General features: G+C 64.0%; 16 protein-coding genes. 10 read left to right on the top strand and 6 right to left on the bottom strand.

Translation table 11 applies throughout. The features are described from left to right. Positions 1–204: 204 nt before the first annotated feature. The 4 genes from XH90_RS25375 to XH90_RS25360 all read left to right on the top strand — a co-directional run bounded on the left by XH90_RS25375 (position 205) and on the right by XH90_RS25360 (position 4,263). Positions 205–1,107, top strand: coding sequence for an SMP-30/gluconolactonase/LRE family protein (locus tag XH90_RS25375; protein WP_194477043.1), 903 nt, complete (start codon positions 205–207; stop codon positions 1,105–1,107). A 46-nt stretch (positions 1,108–1,153) separates the two neighbouring features. Beyond that, positions 1,154–1,993 (top strand): aldo/keto reductase, encoded by an 840-nt coding sequence (locus XH90_RS25370; RefSeq protein ID WP_194477042.1) that lies wholly within the window; start codon positions 1,154–1,156, stop codon positions 1,991–1,993. A 188-nt stretch (positions 1,994–2,181) separates the two neighbouring features. Further along, positions 2,182–3,123: a DMT family transporter gene (locus tag XH90_RS25365; protein WP_194477041.1), complete on the top strand. Its 942-nt coding sequence runs from the start codon at positions 2,182–2,184 to the stop codon at positions 3,121–3,123. Positions 3,124–3,183: 60 nt separating this feature from the next. Beyond that, entirely contained in the window at positions 3,184–4,263 is a 1,080-nt protein-coding gene (locus XH90_RS25360) for a zinc-binding dehydrogenase (RefSeq protein ID WP_194477040.1), read from the top strand. A gap of 5 nt (positions 4,264–4,268) precedes the next feature. Here XH90_RS25360 and XH90_RS25355 read toward each other — a convergent pair whose 3' ends face one another. Further along, a complete protein-coding gene (locus XH90_RS25355) occupies positions 4,269–4,730 on the bottom strand; it encodes an Lrp/AsnC family transcriptional regulator (protein WP_194477039.1) in 462 nt (153 codons plus the stop codon). 137 nt (positions 4,731–4,867) lie between these two features. Between XH90_RS25355 and XH90_RS25350 the strand changes: the two genes are divergently transcribed. After that, on the top strand, positions 4,868–7,231 hold the full coding sequence (locus XH90_RS25350; RefSeq protein WP_194477038.1) for a transketolase: 2,364 nt from the start codon (positions 4,868–4,870) through the stop codon (positions 7,229–7,231). Positions 7,232–7,500: 269 nt separating this feature from the next. Beyond that, positions 7,501–8,931, top strand: coding sequence for an aldehyde dehydrogenase family protein (locus XH90_RS25345; protein WP_194477037.1), 1,431 nt, complete (start codon positions 7,501–7,503; stop codon positions 8,929–8,931). A 90-nt stretch (positions 8,932–9,021) separates the two neighbouring features. Here XH90_RS25345 and XH90_RS25340 read toward each other — a convergent pair whose 3' ends face one another. Then, on the bottom strand, positions 9,022–9,999 hold the full coding sequence (locus XH90_RS25340) for an SMP-30/gluconolactonase/LRE family protein (protein ID WP_194477036.1): 978 nt from the start codon (positions 9,997–9,999) through the stop codon (positions 9,022–9,024). Between the two features lie 89 nt (positions 10,000–10,088). On the opposite strand from XH90_RS25340, the gene XH90_RS25335 reads away from it, so the two are divergent. After that, a complete protein-coding gene (locus XH90_RS25335) occupies positions 10,089–10,913 on the top strand; it encodes an NAD(P)-dependent oxidoreductase (protein ID WP_194477035.1) in 825 nt (274 codons plus the stop codon). A gap of 64 nt (positions 10,914–10,977) precedes the next feature. Here the strand turns inward: XH90_RS25335 and XH90_RS25330 are convergent, their stop codons facing one another. Together XH90_RS25330 and XH90_RS25325 are read right to left on the bottom strand one after the other, a co-directional pair. Continuing rightward, positions 10,978–11,808, bottom strand: coding sequence for an ion transporter (locus XH90_RS25330; RefSeq protein ID WP_194477034.1), 831 nt, complete (start codon positions 11,806–11,808; stop codon positions 10,978–10,980). Positions 11,809–11,827: 19 nt separating this feature from the next. Continuing rightward, entirely contained in the window at positions 11,828–12,733 is a 906-nt protein-coding gene (locus XH90_RS25325; protein WP_194477033.1) for a transglutaminase family protein, read from the bottom strand. A 198-nt stretch (positions 12,734–12,931) separates the two neighbouring features. Between XH90_RS25325 and XH90_RS25320 the strand changes: the two genes are divergently transcribed. Continuing rightward, positions 12,932–13,195 carry a GlsB/YeaQ/YmgE family stress response membrane protein gene (locus tag XH90_RS25320; RefSeq protein WP_194482801.1) on the top strand — a complete coding sequence of 88 codons (264 nt, stop codon included), beginning with the start codon at positions 12,932–12,934 and terminating at the stop codon, positions 13,193–13,195. Beyond that, a complete protein-coding gene (locus XH90_RS25315; RefSeq protein WP_194477032.1) occupies positions 13,192–13,605 on the top strand; it encodes a hypothetical protein in 414 nt (137 codons plus the stop codon). Before XH90_RS25320 ends, XH90_RS25315 begins: the two co-directional genes overlap by 4 nt. 104 nt (positions 13,606–13,709) lie before the next feature. Here XH90_RS25315 and XH90_RS25310 read toward each other — a convergent pair whose 3' ends face one another. Next, complete coding sequence (locus XH90_RS25310) at positions 13,710–14,393, bottom strand: nitroreductase (RefSeq protein WP_194477031.1); 684 nt, start codon at positions 14,391–14,393, stop codon at positions 13,710–13,712. A gap of 161 nt (positions 14,394–14,554) precedes the next feature. Then, positions 14,555–15,235, bottom strand: a complete 681-nt coding sequence (locus XH90_RS25305) for a GntR family transcriptional regulator (protein ID WP_194477030.1) — start codon at positions 15,233–15,235, stop codon at positions 14,555–14,557. Positions 15,236–15,410: 175 nt separating this feature from the next. Between XH90_RS25305 and XH90_RS25300 the strand changes: the two genes are divergently transcribed. Next, entirely contained in the window at positions 15,411–17,129 is a 1,719-nt protein-coding gene (locus XH90_RS25300; RefSeq protein ID WP_194477029.1) for an IlvD/Edd family dehydratase, read from the top strand. Positions 17,130–17,187: the final 58 nt, after the last annotated feature.

The raw sequence follows: 17,187 nt of genomic DNA, 5'->3' as shown, positions 1-17,187 counted from the left end.
CTTGATGCCTAGCCCGGACAGATCACTGGACCGGGCGATCCAGTACGCCGAAACATCAGTGACTCGCCGAGAAGCCGCGGCGTACTGGAATCCCCGCTTTCGCGGGGAAAACTGTGAGGCTGGGCTATCCCCCGCGCCAATCGACGCGCCCGCGATTGTGCCTTATGGTGCCGCGGCCTCCCCTCAGCGCCTTTGAAAACAATCATGTACCTGGAAACGCCGCCGCGCCTGTTCGAAACCAAAATCTTCTCAGTCATGCCCGACACGTTTCGCCGCAAGGGCGTGCGGACGGATTGGGCCGACGCCAACCGACCTGGTGTGTCGACAGATAGCTTCATCGAAGGTCCATCCTTCGACAAGGACGGCAATCTCTACATCGTCGACATTCCCTTCGGCCGCATCTTCCGTATCGCGCCTGATGGCGCGTGGTCGCTCGTGATCGAATATGAGGGATGGCCGAACGGGCTGAAGATCGCGGCCGACGGTCGCATCTTCGTGGCCGACTACATGCACGGGATCATGGAACTCGACGCCAAGGCGGGGCGCATCAAGCCGATCCTGACGTCGCGTAATTCGGAATCGTTCCGCGGCTGCAACGATCTGCATCTCGCTTCCAACGGCGACATCTTCTTCACCGACCAGGGCCAGACCGGCCTGCACGATCCCAGTGGCCGCGTCTATCGCCTGACCGCAAGCGGCCGGCTCGATTGCCTCATCGACACCGGCATCAGCCCGAACGGGCTCGTGCTCGATCCCGGCGAACGAGTGCTGTTCGTTGCCATGACGCGCGACAATGCAGTGTGGCGGCTGCCGTTCATGACGGACGGCAGCGTCTCGAAGGTCGGCCGGTTCTGCACGCTGTTCGGTACATCGGGTCCTGATGGCATGACCATGGACGCAAGCGGCCGGCTGTTCGTCGGCCACGCCTCGCTCGGCCACGTCTTCGTGTTCGCGCCGAACGGCGAATTGATCGCGCGGATCAAGTCTTGCGCCGGGCCGAACTGCACCAATGTCGCCATCGGCGACCCGAAGAAAGATCGGCTCTATATCACGGAGTCGGCGACAGGCAGCGTGCTGGTCGCGGACATCAGCGGATTGAACTCTTGAGCGCGATGGCAGTTTGCCTCACTCGAAGAGCGGCTTCGGAGCGAACATGAACACGAAATCCTTCGGCAGGACCGGCGCCAACGTCTCCGTCATCGGGCAGGGCACCTGGTATCTCGACCACGGCGATCGCAAGCGCGCGATCGCGGCGCTTCAGCGCGGGCTCGATCTCGGCATGACCCATATCGACACCGCCGAGATGTATGGCGATGCCGAGCTCGTTATCGCCGATGCGATCGCCGGTCGCCGCGACGAGGTCTTTCTGGTCTCGAAGGTGCTGCCGAGCAATGCCTCGCGGCGCGGCACCATCACCGCTTGCGAACGCTCGCTCAAGCGGCTGAAGACCGACAGCCTCGATTGCTATCTGCTGCACTGGCGCGGCTCCTATGATCTCGAAGACACCGTCGCCGCGTTCGAGGAGCTGGTGACATCAGGCAAGATCAAATCGTGGGGCGTCTCCAATTTCGACGCCGACGATCTCGACGAAATGCTGGAGGTCTCGGGCCAAGGCAAGATCGTCTGCAATCAAGTGCTCTATCATCTCAAGGAGCGCGCGATCGAGCATGCGGTGATCCCGTGGTGCGAGCGGCACGGTGTTGCGGTCGTGGCCTACTCGCCGTTCGGGCACGATGATTTCCCCGATGAACGCAGCAAGGGCGGCGCCGTGCTCGCGCGCATCGCGGAGGCGCGTCGTGCGACGCCGCGTCAGGTCGCGCTGAGCTTCCTCACCCGTGCGACTACGGTGTTCGCGATCCCGAAGGCTTCGTCCGCGGATCATGCCGGCGAAAATGCGGCCGCGGGCGATCTCGTGCTGACGAAGGAGGAGATTTCGGCGCTGGATGCGGTGTTTCCGCGCGGTCCGAAGCCGCGCGGCCTGCCCATGCTGTAGCGCACAAACTCCTATTATTAATGGAGTATTGACGCGCGCGGACCTGAGCGCATATCGGCATCCTGTTTTCGGAAGTTGTGAAAGCGGCGCATTTGTCGTTTTTATGGGCGGTTCTCGAATCGCATTCTTGCCGGGTTCCCACAGTGACACCGCCGCCCGCCGCAGCCGCAAGGCTCGACAGTATTCCCATGCCCATGCCTCAGAAGAAGCAGGAGGCTCGCCGCGCGCCTGCGCGCGTCGATCATCCCTTCAAAGGCATCGCGCTGGTGCTGCTGTCGACGGTGTTTCTCGGCTGCTCCGACGTCACCGCGAAATATCTTTCGACCAGCCTGCCGTCGATCGAGATCACCTGGATCCGCTTCGTCACCTTCGCGCTGATGTTCACCCCGGTGATGCTGCCGGGCTCGCCGCTGCACGCGATGCGCACCGAGCGTCTCGGGCTGCAATTGATGCGTGGCGTCGCGCTGCTGGGATCCTCGCTGTTCTTCATCACGGGCCTGCGTTTCCTTCCCATCGCGGAAGCCTCCGCCACCGGCTTCGTCTCGCCGCTGTTCGTCACCGCGCTCTCGATCATCTTCCTGAGCGAGAAGGTGGGCATGCGCCGCTGGATCGCGACAGCGGTCGGCCTCGTGGGTGTGATGATCATCCTGCGGCCCGGTTCGAGCGCGTTCCACGCTGCCGCGTTCTTCCCGATCGTCTCGGCGTTCTGCTGGGCTGCCGCGCTGATCATGACGCGCCTGATGAGCGGCCGCGAGGCCGTGCTCACCACGATGGCGTATTCGGCGCTGACCGGCGTTGCGATCCTCAGCATCATGGTGCCGTTCGTCTGGGTGACGCCGACCTGGACCGGCATCGGCCTCGGCATCGTGATCGGCCTTGCCTCCACCATCGGCCAGTGGATCATCGTGCTCGCCTATCGCTACGGCGATGCCTCGGTGCTGGCCCCGTTCTCCTACACGCAATTGCTGTGGGTCAGCATCCTGGGCTTCTTCCTGTTCGGTGAAGTACCCGACATCTGGACCGTCACGGGCGCGGCCTTCATCGTCGCCAGCGGTCTCTACATCGCCCATCGCGAGCGCGTCCGCCGCGCCCAGCTTCTGGTGCAGGCAGCGCGTTCTCCGAACCCCTGACGCAAGTCCACGCATCCCGCTTCGTGCTATCAACGGTTCCAACGAATGGGGAGGAGCCGGATGCGCGCTGCGATTTTCAGGAACGGTGAGATTGTCGTCGGTCATATGGCCGAGCCGAAGCCCGGCCCCGGCCAGGTACTGGTCAAGACGCTCGTCTGCGGCATCTGCGGTTCCGATCTGCACGCGCGCCAGCATGCCCCACGAATGGTGGAAATGGCGAAGAAGACCGGGCGACCGGCGATGGATCTGTCGCGCGACGTCGTGTTCGGCCACGAGTTCTGCTGCGAGATTGTCGACTACGGCCCCGGCACTGTACGCAAGCTCAAGCCTGGCACGCATGTGTGCTCGCTGCCGGCGCTGCTGACGCCCGAGGGCATCAAGGGCATCGGCTACTCCAACGACTTCGTCGGTGGCTATGCGGAACAGATGCTGCTCAGTGAGCCGCTGCTGCTGGAAGTGCCGAACGGCCTTGCGCCCGAACACGCCGCGCTGACCGAGCCGCTCGCCGTCGGCGTTCACGCGGTCGAAAAAGCCGACATCCGTGGAGGTGAGGTGCCGCTCGTGATTGGATGCGGCCCGGTCGGGCTCGCCGTGATCGCCGCGCTCAGGATCAAGGGCCTGCATCCGATCGTCGCGGCCGACTATTCGCCGGCGCGCCGCGCGCTCGCCACCAAGCTCGGCGCCGACATCGTCGTCGATCCCAAGGTGTCGCAGCCCTACGCAACCTGGGCCGAGCACGCGCAGATGTCGGAGGCGGAGAAGGCGGCGCGACCGCCGTTCCAGGCCATGCTGCCGGCGCTGAAGCCGGCAATCATCTTCGAATGCGTCGGCGTGCCCGGTCTGCTGCAGCAGGTGTTCGAGGGCGCGCCGCGCGATGCGAAGGTCGTCGTGGTCGGCGTCTGCATGGAGAGCGACAAAAACGAGCCCATGCTCGGCATCATGAAGGAGCTCAACGTCCAGTACGTGCTCGGCTACACGCCGGATGAGTTTGCAGCGTCGCTGCGCCTGATCGCCGAAGGGCAGGTGGATGCCGCAGCGATGGTGACGGCGGAAGTGGGCATCGACGGCGTCGCCAAGGCGTTCGCCGATCTCGCCAATCCCGAGGCGCACACCAAGATCATCGTGCAGCCGTGGCGGTGAGGCCGTCACACCGGCAGCGCGATCGAATATTTGACCTGGCTGAGCGCAAAACTGGACTCGATCGAGGCGATGCCGTCGAGCCGCGTCAGCTTGGTCTTCAGGAAGGTCTCGTAGGAGGCGAGGTCGGCGACGACGACGCGGAGCAGATAGTCGCGGTTGCCGGTCATCAGATAGCACTCCAGCACCTCGTCCCATTTCGAGATGGCACGGGCGAAGCGGTTGAGGTCCTCCTCCTTCTGCCGCGCCAGCTTGATCGAGATGAAGACGCTGACATGCAGACCCAGCGCCTTCTGGTCAACGGTGGCGATGTAGCGCGAGATCACGCCGCGCTCCTCGAGCAGTTTCACCCGGCGATGGCAGGGCGAGACCGAGAGCCCGACCTTGTCGGCGAGTTCCTGCATGGTCAGCCGGCTGTCGGTCTGGAGGTGGCTGAGAATCTTGCGGTCGATGGCGTCGAGCTCGGGCATTGGGATGAAACCTGCTTCTAGCGTTCTGTCTTGGTAAAGTATCCCAATATTCGGGGGTATGGCGCAAAAAATTGAGAAGTTTGGCGCCCGCTGCAGGCGTATCATCGTCGCAACCTGTTTTCCGGGAGCACATTGCCATGCCCGTTGATTCCGCCCGCCTCGACACGCTGACTGCACTGGCCCGCAAGGCGCTGTGGCTGTCGTCATGGACCATCCATCACGCCAACCACATCCGCCCCAACACCGACGGCCTCAAGGTCGGCGGCCACCAGGCTTCGTCAGCCTCGCTCGCGACCATCATGTCGGCGCTGTATTTCCATGTGCTGCGCCCGGAGGATCGCGTCGCGGTGAAGCCGCATGCGAGCCCGGTGTTTCACGCCATCCAGTATCTGTTCGGCCGGCAGAGCCGCGAGAAGCTGGAGAACTTTCGCGGCTTCAAGGGCGCGCAGTCCTATCCCTCGCGCACCAAGGATGTCGACGATATCGATTTCTCGACCGGTTCGGTCGGCCTCGGCGTGGCGCAGACGTTGTTCGCCTCGCTGGTGCAGGACTACGTCAAGGCGCATGGCTGGATGAAGGATCGCCGCGAGGGGCGGATGATCGCCCTCGTCGGCGATGCCGAGATGGACGAGGGCAACATTTTCGAGGCCCTCGCGGAGGGGTGGAAGCACGGCCTGCGCAACACCTGGTGGGTGGTCGACTACAACAGGCAATCGCTCGACGCCGTCGTGCGCGAAGGGCTATGGGAAAAGTTCGAGACGATGTTCCGCAATTTCGGCTGGGACGTCGTCATCGTGAAATACGGCCGCCTGATGCGCGAGGCTTTTGCCGAGTCCGGCGGCGAGGCGCTGAAACGCTGGATCGACAATTGCCCGAACGCGCTCTACGCCGCGCTGTGCTTCCAGGGCGGCGCCGCCTTCCGCAAGCATCTGCATGACGAGATCGGCGACCAGGGCCCGATCACGAAATTGATCGACAAGCGCAGCGACGAGGAACTGCTCGCGCTGATGTCGAATCTCGGCGGCCACGACATGGCGAGCATGGTCGAGGCGTTCGAGTCCATCGACCATGACCGCCCGGTCTGCTTCATCGCCTACACCATCAAGGGCGTCGGCCTGCCGTTCCAGGGCCACAAGGACAACCATGCCGGCCTGATGACGGTCGCGCAGATGGAGAAATATCGCGAGAGCCAGAACATCCGCCCCGGCCATGAATGGGACAAGTATGAAGGCCTGACGCAAGACGCCGCCGAGCTCGATGCCTTCCTGGCGGGCGTGCCGTTCAACCGGGATGGCCGCCGGCTGACTGCGCCCGTCGTCGAGGTGCCCGCCCAACTCGCGTTCAAGCCGTCGCCGCAGATGTCCACGCAGCAGGGCTTCGGCCTCGTGCTGAACGAGATCGCGCGCGGCGACAGCGAACTGGCAAAACGCATCGTCACGACGTCGCCCGACGTCACGGTTTCGACCAATCTCGGCCCGTGGGTGAACCGGCGCGGCCTGTTCGCGCGCGGCGAGAAAGCGGACTTATTCCGCAGCGAGAAAATTCCGTCCACCTTCAACTGGGAGTTCTCGCCGAAGGGCCAGCATCTCGAGCTCGGCATTGCCGAGATGAACCTGTTCATCATGCTCTCGGCGCTCGGCCTGTCGCACCAGATCAACGGCGCGCGCCTCTTGCCGGTCGGCACGCTCTACGATCCCTTCATCGAGCGCGGCCTCGATGCGCTGAACTACGCCTGCTACCAGGATGCGCGCTTCATGGTGGCGGCGACGCCGTCAGGCATCACGCTCGCGCCCGAAGGGGGCGCGCACCAGTCGATCGCAACACCACTGATCGGGATGGCGCAGGACGGGCTCGCCTCGTTCGAGCCTGCTTTCGTCGACGAGCTCGCCGTGATCATGGGATGGGGCTTCGAGCACATGCAGCGCGATCCGGGCGAGGGCGGTTCGGTGTACTTGCGGCTCTCGACGCGGTCGATCGAGCAGGCTCAACGCATCATGACGCCGGAGCTGCAACAGGGCATCACCGACGGCGCCTATTGGCTGCGCAAGCCCGGCCCCAATGCCGAACTCGTGATCGCCTATACCGGCGCGGTTGCGCCGGAAGCGATCGAGGCGACCGGCTTCATCGGTGAGAACAGGCGCGACATCGGCCTGCTCGCGATTACCTCGGCCGATCGCCTGCATGCGGGATGGACCGCCGCACGGAAATTGCGGCGCGACAGGCGCGGCGTGCAGCATCTCAGCCACATCGAGAAACTGCTGGCGCCGCTGCCGCGCGACTGCGGCATCGTGACCGTGATCGACGGCCATCCCTCCGCGCTCGGCTGGCTCGGCAGCGTTCGTGGCCACCGCGTCGAGGCGCTTGGCGTCGAGCAGTTCGGCCAGACCGGCACCATCGCCGACCTCTACCGCCACTACGGCATCGACGCCAATGCGATCATCGATGCGGCGGAAAGTCTCACCGCCGGTGCGCCGGTGCTGCATCGGAAGATGGCTGTGTAGTGGAAGTAACCTCCTCGTCGTTCCGGGGCGACGCGTAGCGTCGGGCCCGGAATCCATAACCACGATCGGGAGTATGGATTCCGGGCCCGCGCCAAAGGGGCGCGTCCGGAATGACATCCGAGGGAGCCTTGCCACGTTCCCGCCATCGGCTCATATAACCTCCGTCCGCCGCAACGCTGGCCCCGCATATGGCGGGTTCAATTGCTGGCGCTTTCGTGCAAGGATGCCTGCCGAAACGCCCCCTCCAAGCCCCCAAGAAGAGGTTAACGATGGTCAATCGCATGCAATTCTACATCGACGGCGCCTGGGTCGATCCCGCCGTCAAGAAGTCCACCGCCGTGGTGAACCCCGCGACGGAAGAGGCGATGTACGAGGTTGCGCTCGGATCCAAGGCCGATGTGGACAAGGCGGTTGCCGCCGCCAAGCGTGCCTTCGCGACTTTCTCCCAGACCAGCCGTGAAGAGCGCGTCGCGCTGCTCACCAAGGTGATCGAGATCTACAAAGGCCGTCTCAAGGAGATCGGCGCCGCCGTTTCCGACGAGATGGGCGCGCCGCTGCCGATGGCGGAAAAGCTCCAGGCCGGCGCCGGCCTTGGCCATCTCATGACCACGCTCGATGTGCTCAAGAACTATCATTTCGAGGAGCCGGTCGGCACCGCCATGGTGCTGCGCGAGCCGATCGGCGTGGTCGGCATGATCACGCCCTGGAACTGGCCGCTCAACCAGATCGCCTGCAAGGTCGCACCCGCGCTCGCGGCCGGCTGCACCATGATCCTGAAGCCCAGCGAGTTCACCCCGACCTCGGCTTTGATTTTTGCGGAAATCCTCCATGAAGCCGGCGTGCCGAAGGGCGTGTTCAACCTCGTCAACGGCCTCGGCCCCGAGGTCGGCGCCGCCATGAGCGAGCACCCCGACATCGACATGATCTCCTTCACCGGCTCGACCCGCGCCGGCATCGACGTCGCCAAGCGCGCGGCGCCGACCGTGAAGCGCGTCAGCCAGGAGCTGGGTGGCAAGTCGCCCAACGTCATCCTCGAAGGTGCAGACCTCACCAAGGCGGTGACCGGCGGCGTGATGCACATGTTCAACAACTCCGGCCAGTCCTGCAACGCGCCTTCGCGCATGATCGTGCCGCTGTCGAAGATGAAGGAAGTCGCCGCGATCGCGAAGGCCGTCGCCGACAAGACCAAGGCGGGCGATCCGCGCGGGGAAGGCACGACGATCGGCCCCGTGGTCAACCGCGGCCAGTGGGACAAGATCCAGGCGCTGATCAAGAAGGGCATCGACGAGGGCGCAACGCTCGTCGCCGGCGGCCCGGGCCTGCCCGAAGGCGTCAATAAAGGCTTCTATGTCCGTCCGACCATCTTCGCCGACGTCACCCCCGAGATGACGATCGCCCGCGAAGAAATCTTCGGACCGGTGCTGACCATCCTCGGCGCCAAGGACGAAGCCGACGCCGTGCACATCGCCAACGACACGCCCTATGGCCTCGCTGGTTACGTCTCCGGCGCGTCGGTCGAGGACGCCAAGCGCGTCGGTCGCCAGATCCGCGCCGGCAACGTCAACCTCCAGGGCGTGCCCAACGACCGCACCGCGCCGTTCGGTGGCTACAAGCAGTCGGGCAACGGCCGCGAGTGGGGCAAGTACGGCCTCGAGGACTTCCTCGAAGTGAAGGCGGTGGCCGGCTTCAACGCAGCGTAAGCGGTAGAGCGCAAACAGAATGACGCCGGGGCGGGAAACCGCTCCGGCGTTTTTCGTTTGATCCTTGCGCGCGAGGCTCAGGTCGCGTGCCTATCCCCCCACCGCGCCCTGCGTATTCACATACAGCGCGTAGATCGACTGGCTCGCCGCCATGAACAGGCGGTTGCGCTTGACGCCGCCGAAGCAGAGATTGGCGCAGCGCTCGGGCAGCGCGATGCGGCCGATCATGACGCCGTCGGGTGCGAACACCACGACGCCGTCGAGCTCGGGATCGCCCATGCCCCAGCCGCACCAGAGATTGCCGTCGATGTCGACGCGGAAACCGTCCGGCGTGCCGGGGCCGGCATCGACGAAGACGCGCTTGTTCGAAAGCTTGTCGCCGGAAGGCGAGACGTCATAGGCGAGAATTTTGCGGGTCGGCACGCCGCGGGACTCGATGAGGTAGAGGATTTTCTCGTCCGGTGAGAAGGCGAGCCCGTTCGGCCCGAGCACCCCCTCGGCCACGACGGTGGCCTTGCGGGTCTCGGGGTCGAGCCTGTAGACGTTCATGTTGATCTCGGGCTCGGACTTGTAGCCCTCGTAATTGCCGAGGATGCCGAAGATCGGATCGGTGAACCAGATCGAGCCGTCCGATTTAACAACGACATCGTTCGGCGAGTTCAGCCGCTTGCCATTGAATTGATCCATCAGCACGGTGATCTCGCCGTCATGCTCCGTGCGGGTCACGCGACGGCCGCCGTGCTCGCAAGTCACCAAGCGGCCCTGGCGATCCCTGGTGTTGCCATTGGCGAAATTGGAGGGCTTACGGAAGTTCGAGACCGCGCCGGTCTCTTCCTCCCACTTGATGATGCGCTGGTTCGGGATATCGCTGCAAAGCAGATAGCGCCCGTCGCCGAACCACACCGGACCCTCGGCCCAACGCAGGCCGGTCGCCAGCCGTTCCACCGCCGAGAGTTTCAACCAGTATTTCTCGAAGCGGGGATCGAGCGCGTGAATGGCCGGATCGGGATAGTAGCTCGCCGGCCGCCAGCCTGACCGCTCCTGATTGTGGGACGATGCCTCATTCATGCCGGTTCTCTCGTTTCGTTCCCTCTGGACAATCCTGCTATCATTAGAGACACGTGACGGCAAATCGGTCACCAAAGACGAGGAAAGACATGCCGCGCATCTTGATGACGGGAGCTTCGGGCGGGATCGGAACGCGCCTGCGCAAATTGCTGCCGCCGATCTATCCGGACCTCCTGCTCAGCGACATCCGCGCGCCGAAGGATCTCGGGCCCAACGAGCAGTTCAAGGCGGCGGACCTGTCGGACCTCGCACAGTGCGAGGCGATTTGCGAGGGCGTCGACGGCATCATCCATTTCGGCGGCTATTCGGTCGAGGGCCCCTGGAACGACATTCTCCAGGCCAACATCATCGGTGGCTACAATCTGTTCGAGGCGGCGTATCGCAAGGGCGTCAAGCGCGTGGTGTTCGCCTCGTCGAACCACACGGTCGGCTTCTATCCGCGCCACCGCAGGATCGACACCGACGTCACCGTGCGCCCGGACGGCCGCTACGGCGTCAGCAAGGTGTTCGGCGAAGCTGTCGGCGCGCTCTATGCCGACAAGCACGGGCTGAAGGTCACCTGCATCCGCATCGGCAATTGCGACGAGCGCCCGCTCGACCATCGCCGTATCGCCATGTGGCTGATGCCGGAAGACCTGGTGCAACTCTGCCGGATCGGGCTGGAGCATCCCGACATTCATTTCGAGATCTTCTACGGCGTGTCGCTGAACGAGCGCGCCTGGTGGGACAACCACCGCGCCTACGAGTTCGGCTATCGCCCGATCGGCCGCTCCGAGGATCACGTCGCGCACGCCATGGCCGAGCAGGCCAAGCTGAAGCCCGATCCGGTCGGCGATCACTTCCAGGGCGGCGCCTTCTGCAGCAACGAGTTCGACGGCGATGAGAGCCGGATCATCGATTGGAATAAGCGATAACGCACGCTGCGCTCCCTCGCCCGGATCGGGCGAGGGAGACTTCCGGAGGCACGCGCAGCGGCATCTAGTCCATCCCCTCGTCGGGAATGTTCAATATCGTTCCGCACGCCTTGCAATGCACGGCGTCCACGTCATGGCGCTGGAGACCGCACACCGGGCAGGGGAAGCGCACCTTGGAGGGCGCGAGCAGGGCTTTGGCGAGATTGAGGAACAGAGTCACGCCGAAGATCATGATGACGACGGTGATTAGGCGTCCCACAGTGCCGGGCAAGGTGATATCGCCGAAGCCGGTCGTGGTCAGCGCGGTGATCGTGAAGTAGAGCGCGTCGGCATAATTGGTGATTTGCGGATTGTGAGACTTCTGGGTCTCGTAGACGACCCCTGTCATCACGAAAACAAACACGCCGAGATTGGCGACCGCAAAGACGACCTCCTCATTTTTTCGAAAGAAGGCGCTATCGACCCGCAGCCGTGCCACCATCTGATAGTCGCGCAGCAGCCGCAATGTCCGGAATGCGCGCAGGAAGCCGCCGGCCTCTCCGGCCAAGGGCGCAAGGAACGAGATGATGACGACGATGTCGGTCCAGGTCGAAAGACGCGCGAGGTCACGCAGCGGCTGTCGGCTGATGATCATCCGCGCGGCGAAGTCCGCCAGGATCAGGACGCCGAACACGACATCGAGCGACTCGATCGTCTTGGTCCGCGGTAGAAACGACGTCGCGATGATGAACAGAACCGTGATGATGTCGAGCACGAGCAGGGCGTATCGGAATTTGATGCAGCCCAGCGTGTCGCCCTCATAGAGTTGTCGAATCCTCGTCTTCAACGCATCAAATGGGACGACGATGACATCGAGCGGCCCATGTCCCCTTGTGTTGTCGCGGTATGACGCCATGATTGCCGTGCGCGTTTCCCTATCCTTCCGAGGGATCGAGCGTTTCGCCGATCTTGCGAACGGCGACATTGATTGACATGCCCAGATAGTCGCCGGGATCGCCGAACCACGAGCCGGCCAACGGCACCGCCTGTGCCGGATGCCGCGCAATTGCCACCGGGATCAGGTCGAAGCCAGCGCTCAAGCTGTTGGTCGGATCGTAATCCAGCCAGCCTGCGCCGGGCAGGAACACCTGCACCCATGCATGGGTCGCGCCGGAGCCGGTCATGCCCACAGCGCCGCCGTCAAGCGCGGCGTCGTAGAGATAGCCGCTGACGAAGCGAGCCGCGAAGCCGAGCCGGCGCAGCGTCTCGATCATCAGCCAGGCAAAATCCCGGCAGGTGCCCGATTTCGTGCGCAGGGTCTCACCGGGGGATTGCGTGCCTTCGGCATCTCTGCCTCGATAGCTGAATTCGCTGCGAAACATACCGAGCATTCGGCGCAGCACGTCGGCGGTCCGATCCTGATCGCCAGCCACGAAGCTCTTGGTCCAGGCCGCATGGTTGCCGTCGCTGTCGTCGGCGTGCGGACGCAAATAGCCGGAAAGGTCGGTCCACTCGTCCGGCGTATACTGCACGGGGACCTGCTCTGCGCGCAGCTCCAGCGGAAATGCCTCGAGGCCCTTGATGCCGAAATAGACGCCGCGAACCCTAAATGTGAATGTCAGCTCACTGCCGGGTTCGCGGATGTCCATGACCGTGACGGCATTGGAGCGGGAGTCCGTGACCCAATGCACTTTTGATGACAGGTTGGTGTGAGCGGACCAGCGCAGCAGTCGGGTCGAGGCGCCGCGACGCGGCAGGAACATCGCCCGGTGCGTGCCGAATGTCACCGGCTTTGCATAGCGGTAGGTCGTGGTGTGGATGATTTCGCCAATGATCGCCATGCATTGATCCGCTTCGAGGCATCCGCATTGCGCAGCTTGTCGACGGGGGAGTGCCCAAAACAACTCCAGCTTTTGGTTCAGTCACTCTGGTCCATTTGATCTAGATCAACGTGGCGGTGGGATCGTGTGGCTCTACCTCAACGGAACACGCAATCCCTGAGACGCGACGTGCAAAACCGACCGAATGGAGTGATGGATATGGGCATCCTTTGGACGATCCTCATCGGATTTATCGTAGGACTGGTCGCGAAGTTCATCATGCCCGGCGACAAGTCCGAGCCCAAGGGGTTCATCCTGACGACCATTCTGGGGATTGTCGGCGCGTTCGTTGCGACCTGGCTCGGGCAAGCCGTTGGTTGGTATCATTTCGGCGAAGGCGCGGGCTTCATCGGGAGCGTGGTCGGAGCCATCATCCTCCTCTTCGTGTACGGGACGGTCATGGGTCGGCAGGGGCGCGCTTGAAAATCACGCCGCCAGTCGTCGCGGTGCTTGCGGTGATCGTGTCTGCACCCGCGCAGGCCGCGGCGCTCAGCGACGCCGAGGCGACTTTCCTCGAACAGCTCGTCACCGCATCCGTGGTGCTCGAGCAGCGGTGCGTCGGCTACGAGGTCGATGGTGCGGGCGGCGTCCAACTCGGCGCCCGGCTTCTCGGCAGCCCCAATGCGGCGATGGCGATCATCGACGCCTATTCGGCGGCCATCAAGGCCCGCGACGGCGACAGCTACGATCCCAGCAAATTTCGCCCCGAGGTCTCCGACGCGGCCGGCAAGACGTTCAAGCGCGTCCGGGCGGATTTGATCAGGGACCCGGAAAGGGCCTGCGCTGACTATGGCGATGCCAGCGTGGATCGCGGCCTGCTGCGACGCTACTGAGCGGGCCCCGAAACCCCCCGCGCGAAAATGTCGCCAGGCCTCTAGACCAGGCCTCCCGAACTGCGGACGAATGACGAGATTGCACCCATGAGCTATGGCTGCTTCTAGGCTCCGCTCGCAAATCCAACGAACGTCGTGGCCTCATCGACCGACTTGCGCTCGGAAACGACGGCATTGGCTGGAAAGCTGTGATCAGGCCAGCCGAGCGCGATGCTTTTCATGATCACCTGATCATCCGCAATCCCGGCATGCTCGCGCACGACGGGGGATTGCATGATCCCCTGGCTGTTGATCACGGCGCCAAGCCCCCGCGACCAGGCCGCGTTGACGAGCGCGGTCGCCACCGCGCCGCAGTCGAAGGCCGTATCGTCGCTGGAGGCCAGCTCGCGATCATATGTGATGATCACGCACACCGGCGCGTCGAACTGGCGAAAGCCGCGCAGGACCCAGTCTTGCCGCTGCTGCTTGTCATCCCGCGCGATTCCCATGGCGCTGAACAGCTGCTTGGCAACGCCAATCTGGCGTTCGCGATGCACGCCCTCGAATGCCTGGCCGGTTCGAAATTCGCGCGAGTGAGGCACGCCCGCCAGATTGCGCTCGGTGTTGCCCTGACGGATACGATCCAGCGGCACTCCGGTGATGACGTAGAAATTCCACGGCTGGGTATTCATCGACGATGGCGCGCGCATGGCGAGCGCCAGGATTTCCTTGATCAATTCCGGCGGGACAGGGTCGGGCTTGTAACCGCGAATGCTTCGCCGGCCGAGAATGACATCATCAAATTCCATTTTACGGCATCCTGAAATTGGCGTGATGTCGCGTTCTCCCTCACAGTTCTGGTCATGTCCATTGCTTTCTGACGAGCAAAGAGCTCGGCCTCTTCCTGTTTGCCAACCTCACGGACGTGCAGGATTTGCGAGGACATATTCCGGTCCAGCGAGCGCGATCGCTAGTGATCCTCGACCGCAATCCTCGCCAGATAATCCTCTTTGCTGAACTGCATGTGATCCACACAGAGCTGTGCCAGCGCCCAGCTGTCGCGTCCCTTCAGCAGCTGGATCATCAGCTCGTGCTGGCGGCGCGACTGCGCGAGCCCTTCGCGGTCGGCGAGGTTCTTGGCGCGCATCGGCAGCGTCAGGTTCATATAGTCCTGGAGCGAGCGGACCAGATAGGGATTGCCGCAGGCTGAGAACAGCGCGACGTGGAAGGCGTCGTTGGCCTCGTGGATGCCGCGCAGGTCGCGGACATCGGCCTTCGCGCAATAGTCGCGTTGTAGCGCGGTGAGTTCGTCGATCAGGCCTTGCGCCGCGGGCAGGGGGATCATCAGCGCGGCCTGCCGCGTCAGCATCTCCCTGACCTCGTAGATTTGCCGGACCTCCTCGGCCGAATAGAACCGCACGGTGGCGCCGACATTCTTCTCGCGGCGGACGATGCCGCGGCGCTCGGCGTCCACCAAGGCCTGGCGCACGAAATGGCGCGAGGTGCCGTAGCGCGACATCAGCGCGTCCTCGGTCAGGCGCGCGCCCGGCGGCAGGCGGCCGAAGATGATGTCCTCCTCCAGCCGCGCGACGACGTCATCAGGATCGTCGCGCCTGACAGGCATGGCGTCTGCGGTGCGGATGTCGGACATGCCCTCGGCCTCCGGTCCCTCGCCGGTCCGCTCTGTGGAGCAGGGCGGCGCCAGATTGTCAATAATTGCGTCTGCCGGCGGTGCCAGGAACCAGAAATCGCACCAATCCGGCCCAATCTTATTGACAATCAGGGGGCAGGCTGTAGCACAATGGGAAGCAAGAAGGAGCGGTATGATGACGAGTGGTTTGCGCAAGGGTCTGACGAGCTACGGCGATGCCGGCTTCTCGCTGTTCCTGCGCAAGGCGTTCATCAAGGCGATGGGCTATTCCGACGATGCGCTGGAGCGCCCGATCGTCGGCATCACCAACACCTATAGCGATTACAATCCCTGCCACGGCAACGTCCCCCAGATCATCGAAGCCGCCAAGCGCGGCGTGATGCTGTCGGGCGCGATGCCGTTCGTGTTCCCGACCATCTCGATCGCCGAGAGCTTTGCGCATCCGACCTCGATGTATCTGCGCAACCTGATGGCGATGGATACCGAGGAGATGATCCGGGCCCAGCCGATGGATTCGGTGATCGTGATCGGTGGCTGCGACAAGACCTTGCCGGCGCAGGTGATGGCGGCGATCAGCGCCGATCTGCCAACCGTGGTCATTCCCGTCGGTCCCATGGTGGTCGGCCATCACAAGGGCGAGGTGCTCGGCGCCTGCACGGACTGCCGCAGGTTGTGGGGCAAGTACCGCGCCGGCGACATCGACGATGCCGAGATCGAAGCCGTGAACGGCCGCCTCGCGCCGTCGGTCGGCACCTGCATGGTGATGGGTACGGCCTCGACCATGGCCTGCATGATCGAAGCCATGGGCCTGTCGCTGCCGATGAGCGCGACAATTCCGGCGCCGCACGCCGAGCGTTTCCGTCTCGCCGAGGCGAGCGGCCGGGTCGCCGCCGAGATGGCCAAGACCAAGGGGCCGAAGCCGAGCGAATTCCTGACGCCGGCCTCGTTCAGGAATGCGCAAGTCGTGTTGCAGGCGATCGGCGGCTCGACCAACGGCCTGATCCATCTGACCGCGATGGCGCATCGCTCGCCGCACCGGCTCGATCTCGAGGTCTTCGACCAGATCGGCCGGGAAGTGCCTGTTCTGGTCGATCTCAAGCCGTCGGGCGAGCACTACATGGAGCATTTCCACCACGCCGGCGGCGTGCCGAAACTGCTGAAGCAACTCGGAGATCTCGTCGATCTCGACGCCAGGACGATCTCCGGCCATACGCTGCGCGACGTCGTCGCCAATGCGGAAGACGTGCCCGGCCAGGACGCGATCCGGTCGCGCGACAATCCGATCAAGAAGGAAGGCGGCCTTGCCGTCCTGCACGGCAACCTCGCGCCGCGCGGCGCCGTCATCAAGCAGTCGGCGGCGAGCCCGAAGCTGTTGAAGCACACCGGGCGCGCAGTGGTGTTCGAATCCGTCGAGGACATGACCTTGCGGGTTGACGATCCCGAGCTCGACGTCACCGCCGACGACGTGCTGGTGCTGCGCAATGCCGGCCCCAAAGGCGCGCCTGGCATGCCCGAGGCCGGCTATCTGCCGATCCCGAAGAAGCTGGCGCGCGGCGGCACCAAGGACATGGTGCGCATTTCGGATGCGCGCATGAGCGGCACCGCGTTCGGCACCATCGTGCTCCACATCACGCCGGAATCTGCCGTCGGCGGGCCGCTGGCGCTGGTCAAGAACGGCGACATGATCAGCCTGGATGTGGCCAGGCGCAGCATCGAGCTGCTGGTCGATGCCGCGGAGCTGGAACGCCGGCGCGCGGCCGTGAAGCCGGCCGCAGCGCCCGATGAAGCCCGCCGCGGCTATGCCTGGCTGTTCAACGAGACCATCATGCAGGCCGACGAGGGCTGCGACTTCGACTTCATGCAGAGGACTGGGAAGAAGACTGAGAAGGGCTGATTAACGACTTGAACGCACGCCCAGACCGCAGAAGCGGCGGGCGATAAAACACAGGGGG

Source organism: Bradyrhizobium sp. CCBAU 53338, assembly GCF_015291665.1.
Classification (GTDB): Bacteria; Pseudomonadota; Alphaproteobacteria; order Rhizobiales; family Xanthobacteraceae; genus Bradyrhizobium.
Note: the sequence above shows the minus strand (reverse complement) of the source record. Positions and strands in the feature narration are given on the sequence as shown.

Excerpts from the sequence above, each read along its gene's own strand:
- XH90_RS25375 (WP_194477043.1), top strand. The coding sequence starts at position 205 with ATGTACCTGGAAACGCCGCCGCGCCTGTTCGAAACCAAAATCTTCTCA.
- XH90_RS25370 (WP_194477042.1), top strand. The coding sequence starts at position 1,154 with ATGAACACGAAATCCTTCGGCAGGACCGGCGCCAACGTCTCCGTCATC.
- XH90_RS25365 (WP_194477041.1), top strand. The coding sequence starts at position 2,182 with ATGCCCATGCCTCAGAAGAAGCAGGAGGCTCGCCGCGCGCCTGCGCGC.
- XH90_RS25360 (WP_194477040.1), top strand. The coding sequence starts at position 3,184 with ATGCGCGCTGCGATTTTCAGGAACGGTGAGATTGTCGTCGGTCATATG.
- XH90_RS25355 (WP_194477039.1), bottom strand. The coding sequence starts at position 4,730 with ATGCCCGAGCTCGACGCCATCGACCGCAAGATTCTCAGCCACCTCCAG.
- XH90_RS25350 (WP_194477038.1), top strand. The coding sequence starts at position 4,868 with ATGCCCGTTGATTCCGCCCGCCTCGACACGCTGACTGCACTGGCCCGC.
- XH90_RS25345 (WP_194477037.1), top strand. The coding sequence starts at position 7,501 with ATGGTCAATCGCATGCAATTCTACATCGACGGCGCCTGGGTCGATCCC.
- XH90_RS25340 (WP_194477036.1), bottom strand. The coding sequence starts at position 9,999 with ATGAATGAGGCATCGTCCCACAATCAGGAGCGGTCAGGCTGGCGGCCG.
- XH90_RS25335 (WP_194477035.1), top strand. The coding sequence starts at position 10,089 with ATGCCGCGCATCTTGATGACGGGAGCTTCGGGCGGGATCGGAACGCGC.
- XH90_RS25330 (WP_194477034.1), bottom strand. The coding sequence starts at position 11,808 with ATGGCGTCATACCGCGACAACACAAGGGGACATGGGCCGCTCGATGTC.
- XH90_RS25325 (WP_194477033.1), bottom strand. The coding sequence starts at position 12,733 with ATGGCGATCATTGGCGAAATCATCCACACCACGACCTACCGCTATGCA.
- XH90_RS25320 (WP_194482801.1), top strand. The coding sequence starts at position 12,932 with ATGGGCATCCTTTGGACGATCCTCATCGGATTTATCGTAGGACTGGTC.
- XH90_RS25310 (WP_194477031.1), bottom strand. The coding sequence starts at position 14,393 with ATGGAATTTGATGATGTCATTCTCGGCCGGCGAAGCATTCGCGGTTAC.
- XH90_RS25305 (WP_194477030.1), bottom strand. The coding sequence starts at position 15,235 with ATGTCCGACATCCGCACCGCAGACGCCATGCCTGTCAGGCGCGACGAT.
- XH90_RS25300 (WP_194477029.1), top strand. The coding sequence starts at position 15,411 with ATGACGAGTGGTTTGCGCAAGGGTCTGACGAGCTACGGCGATGCCGGC.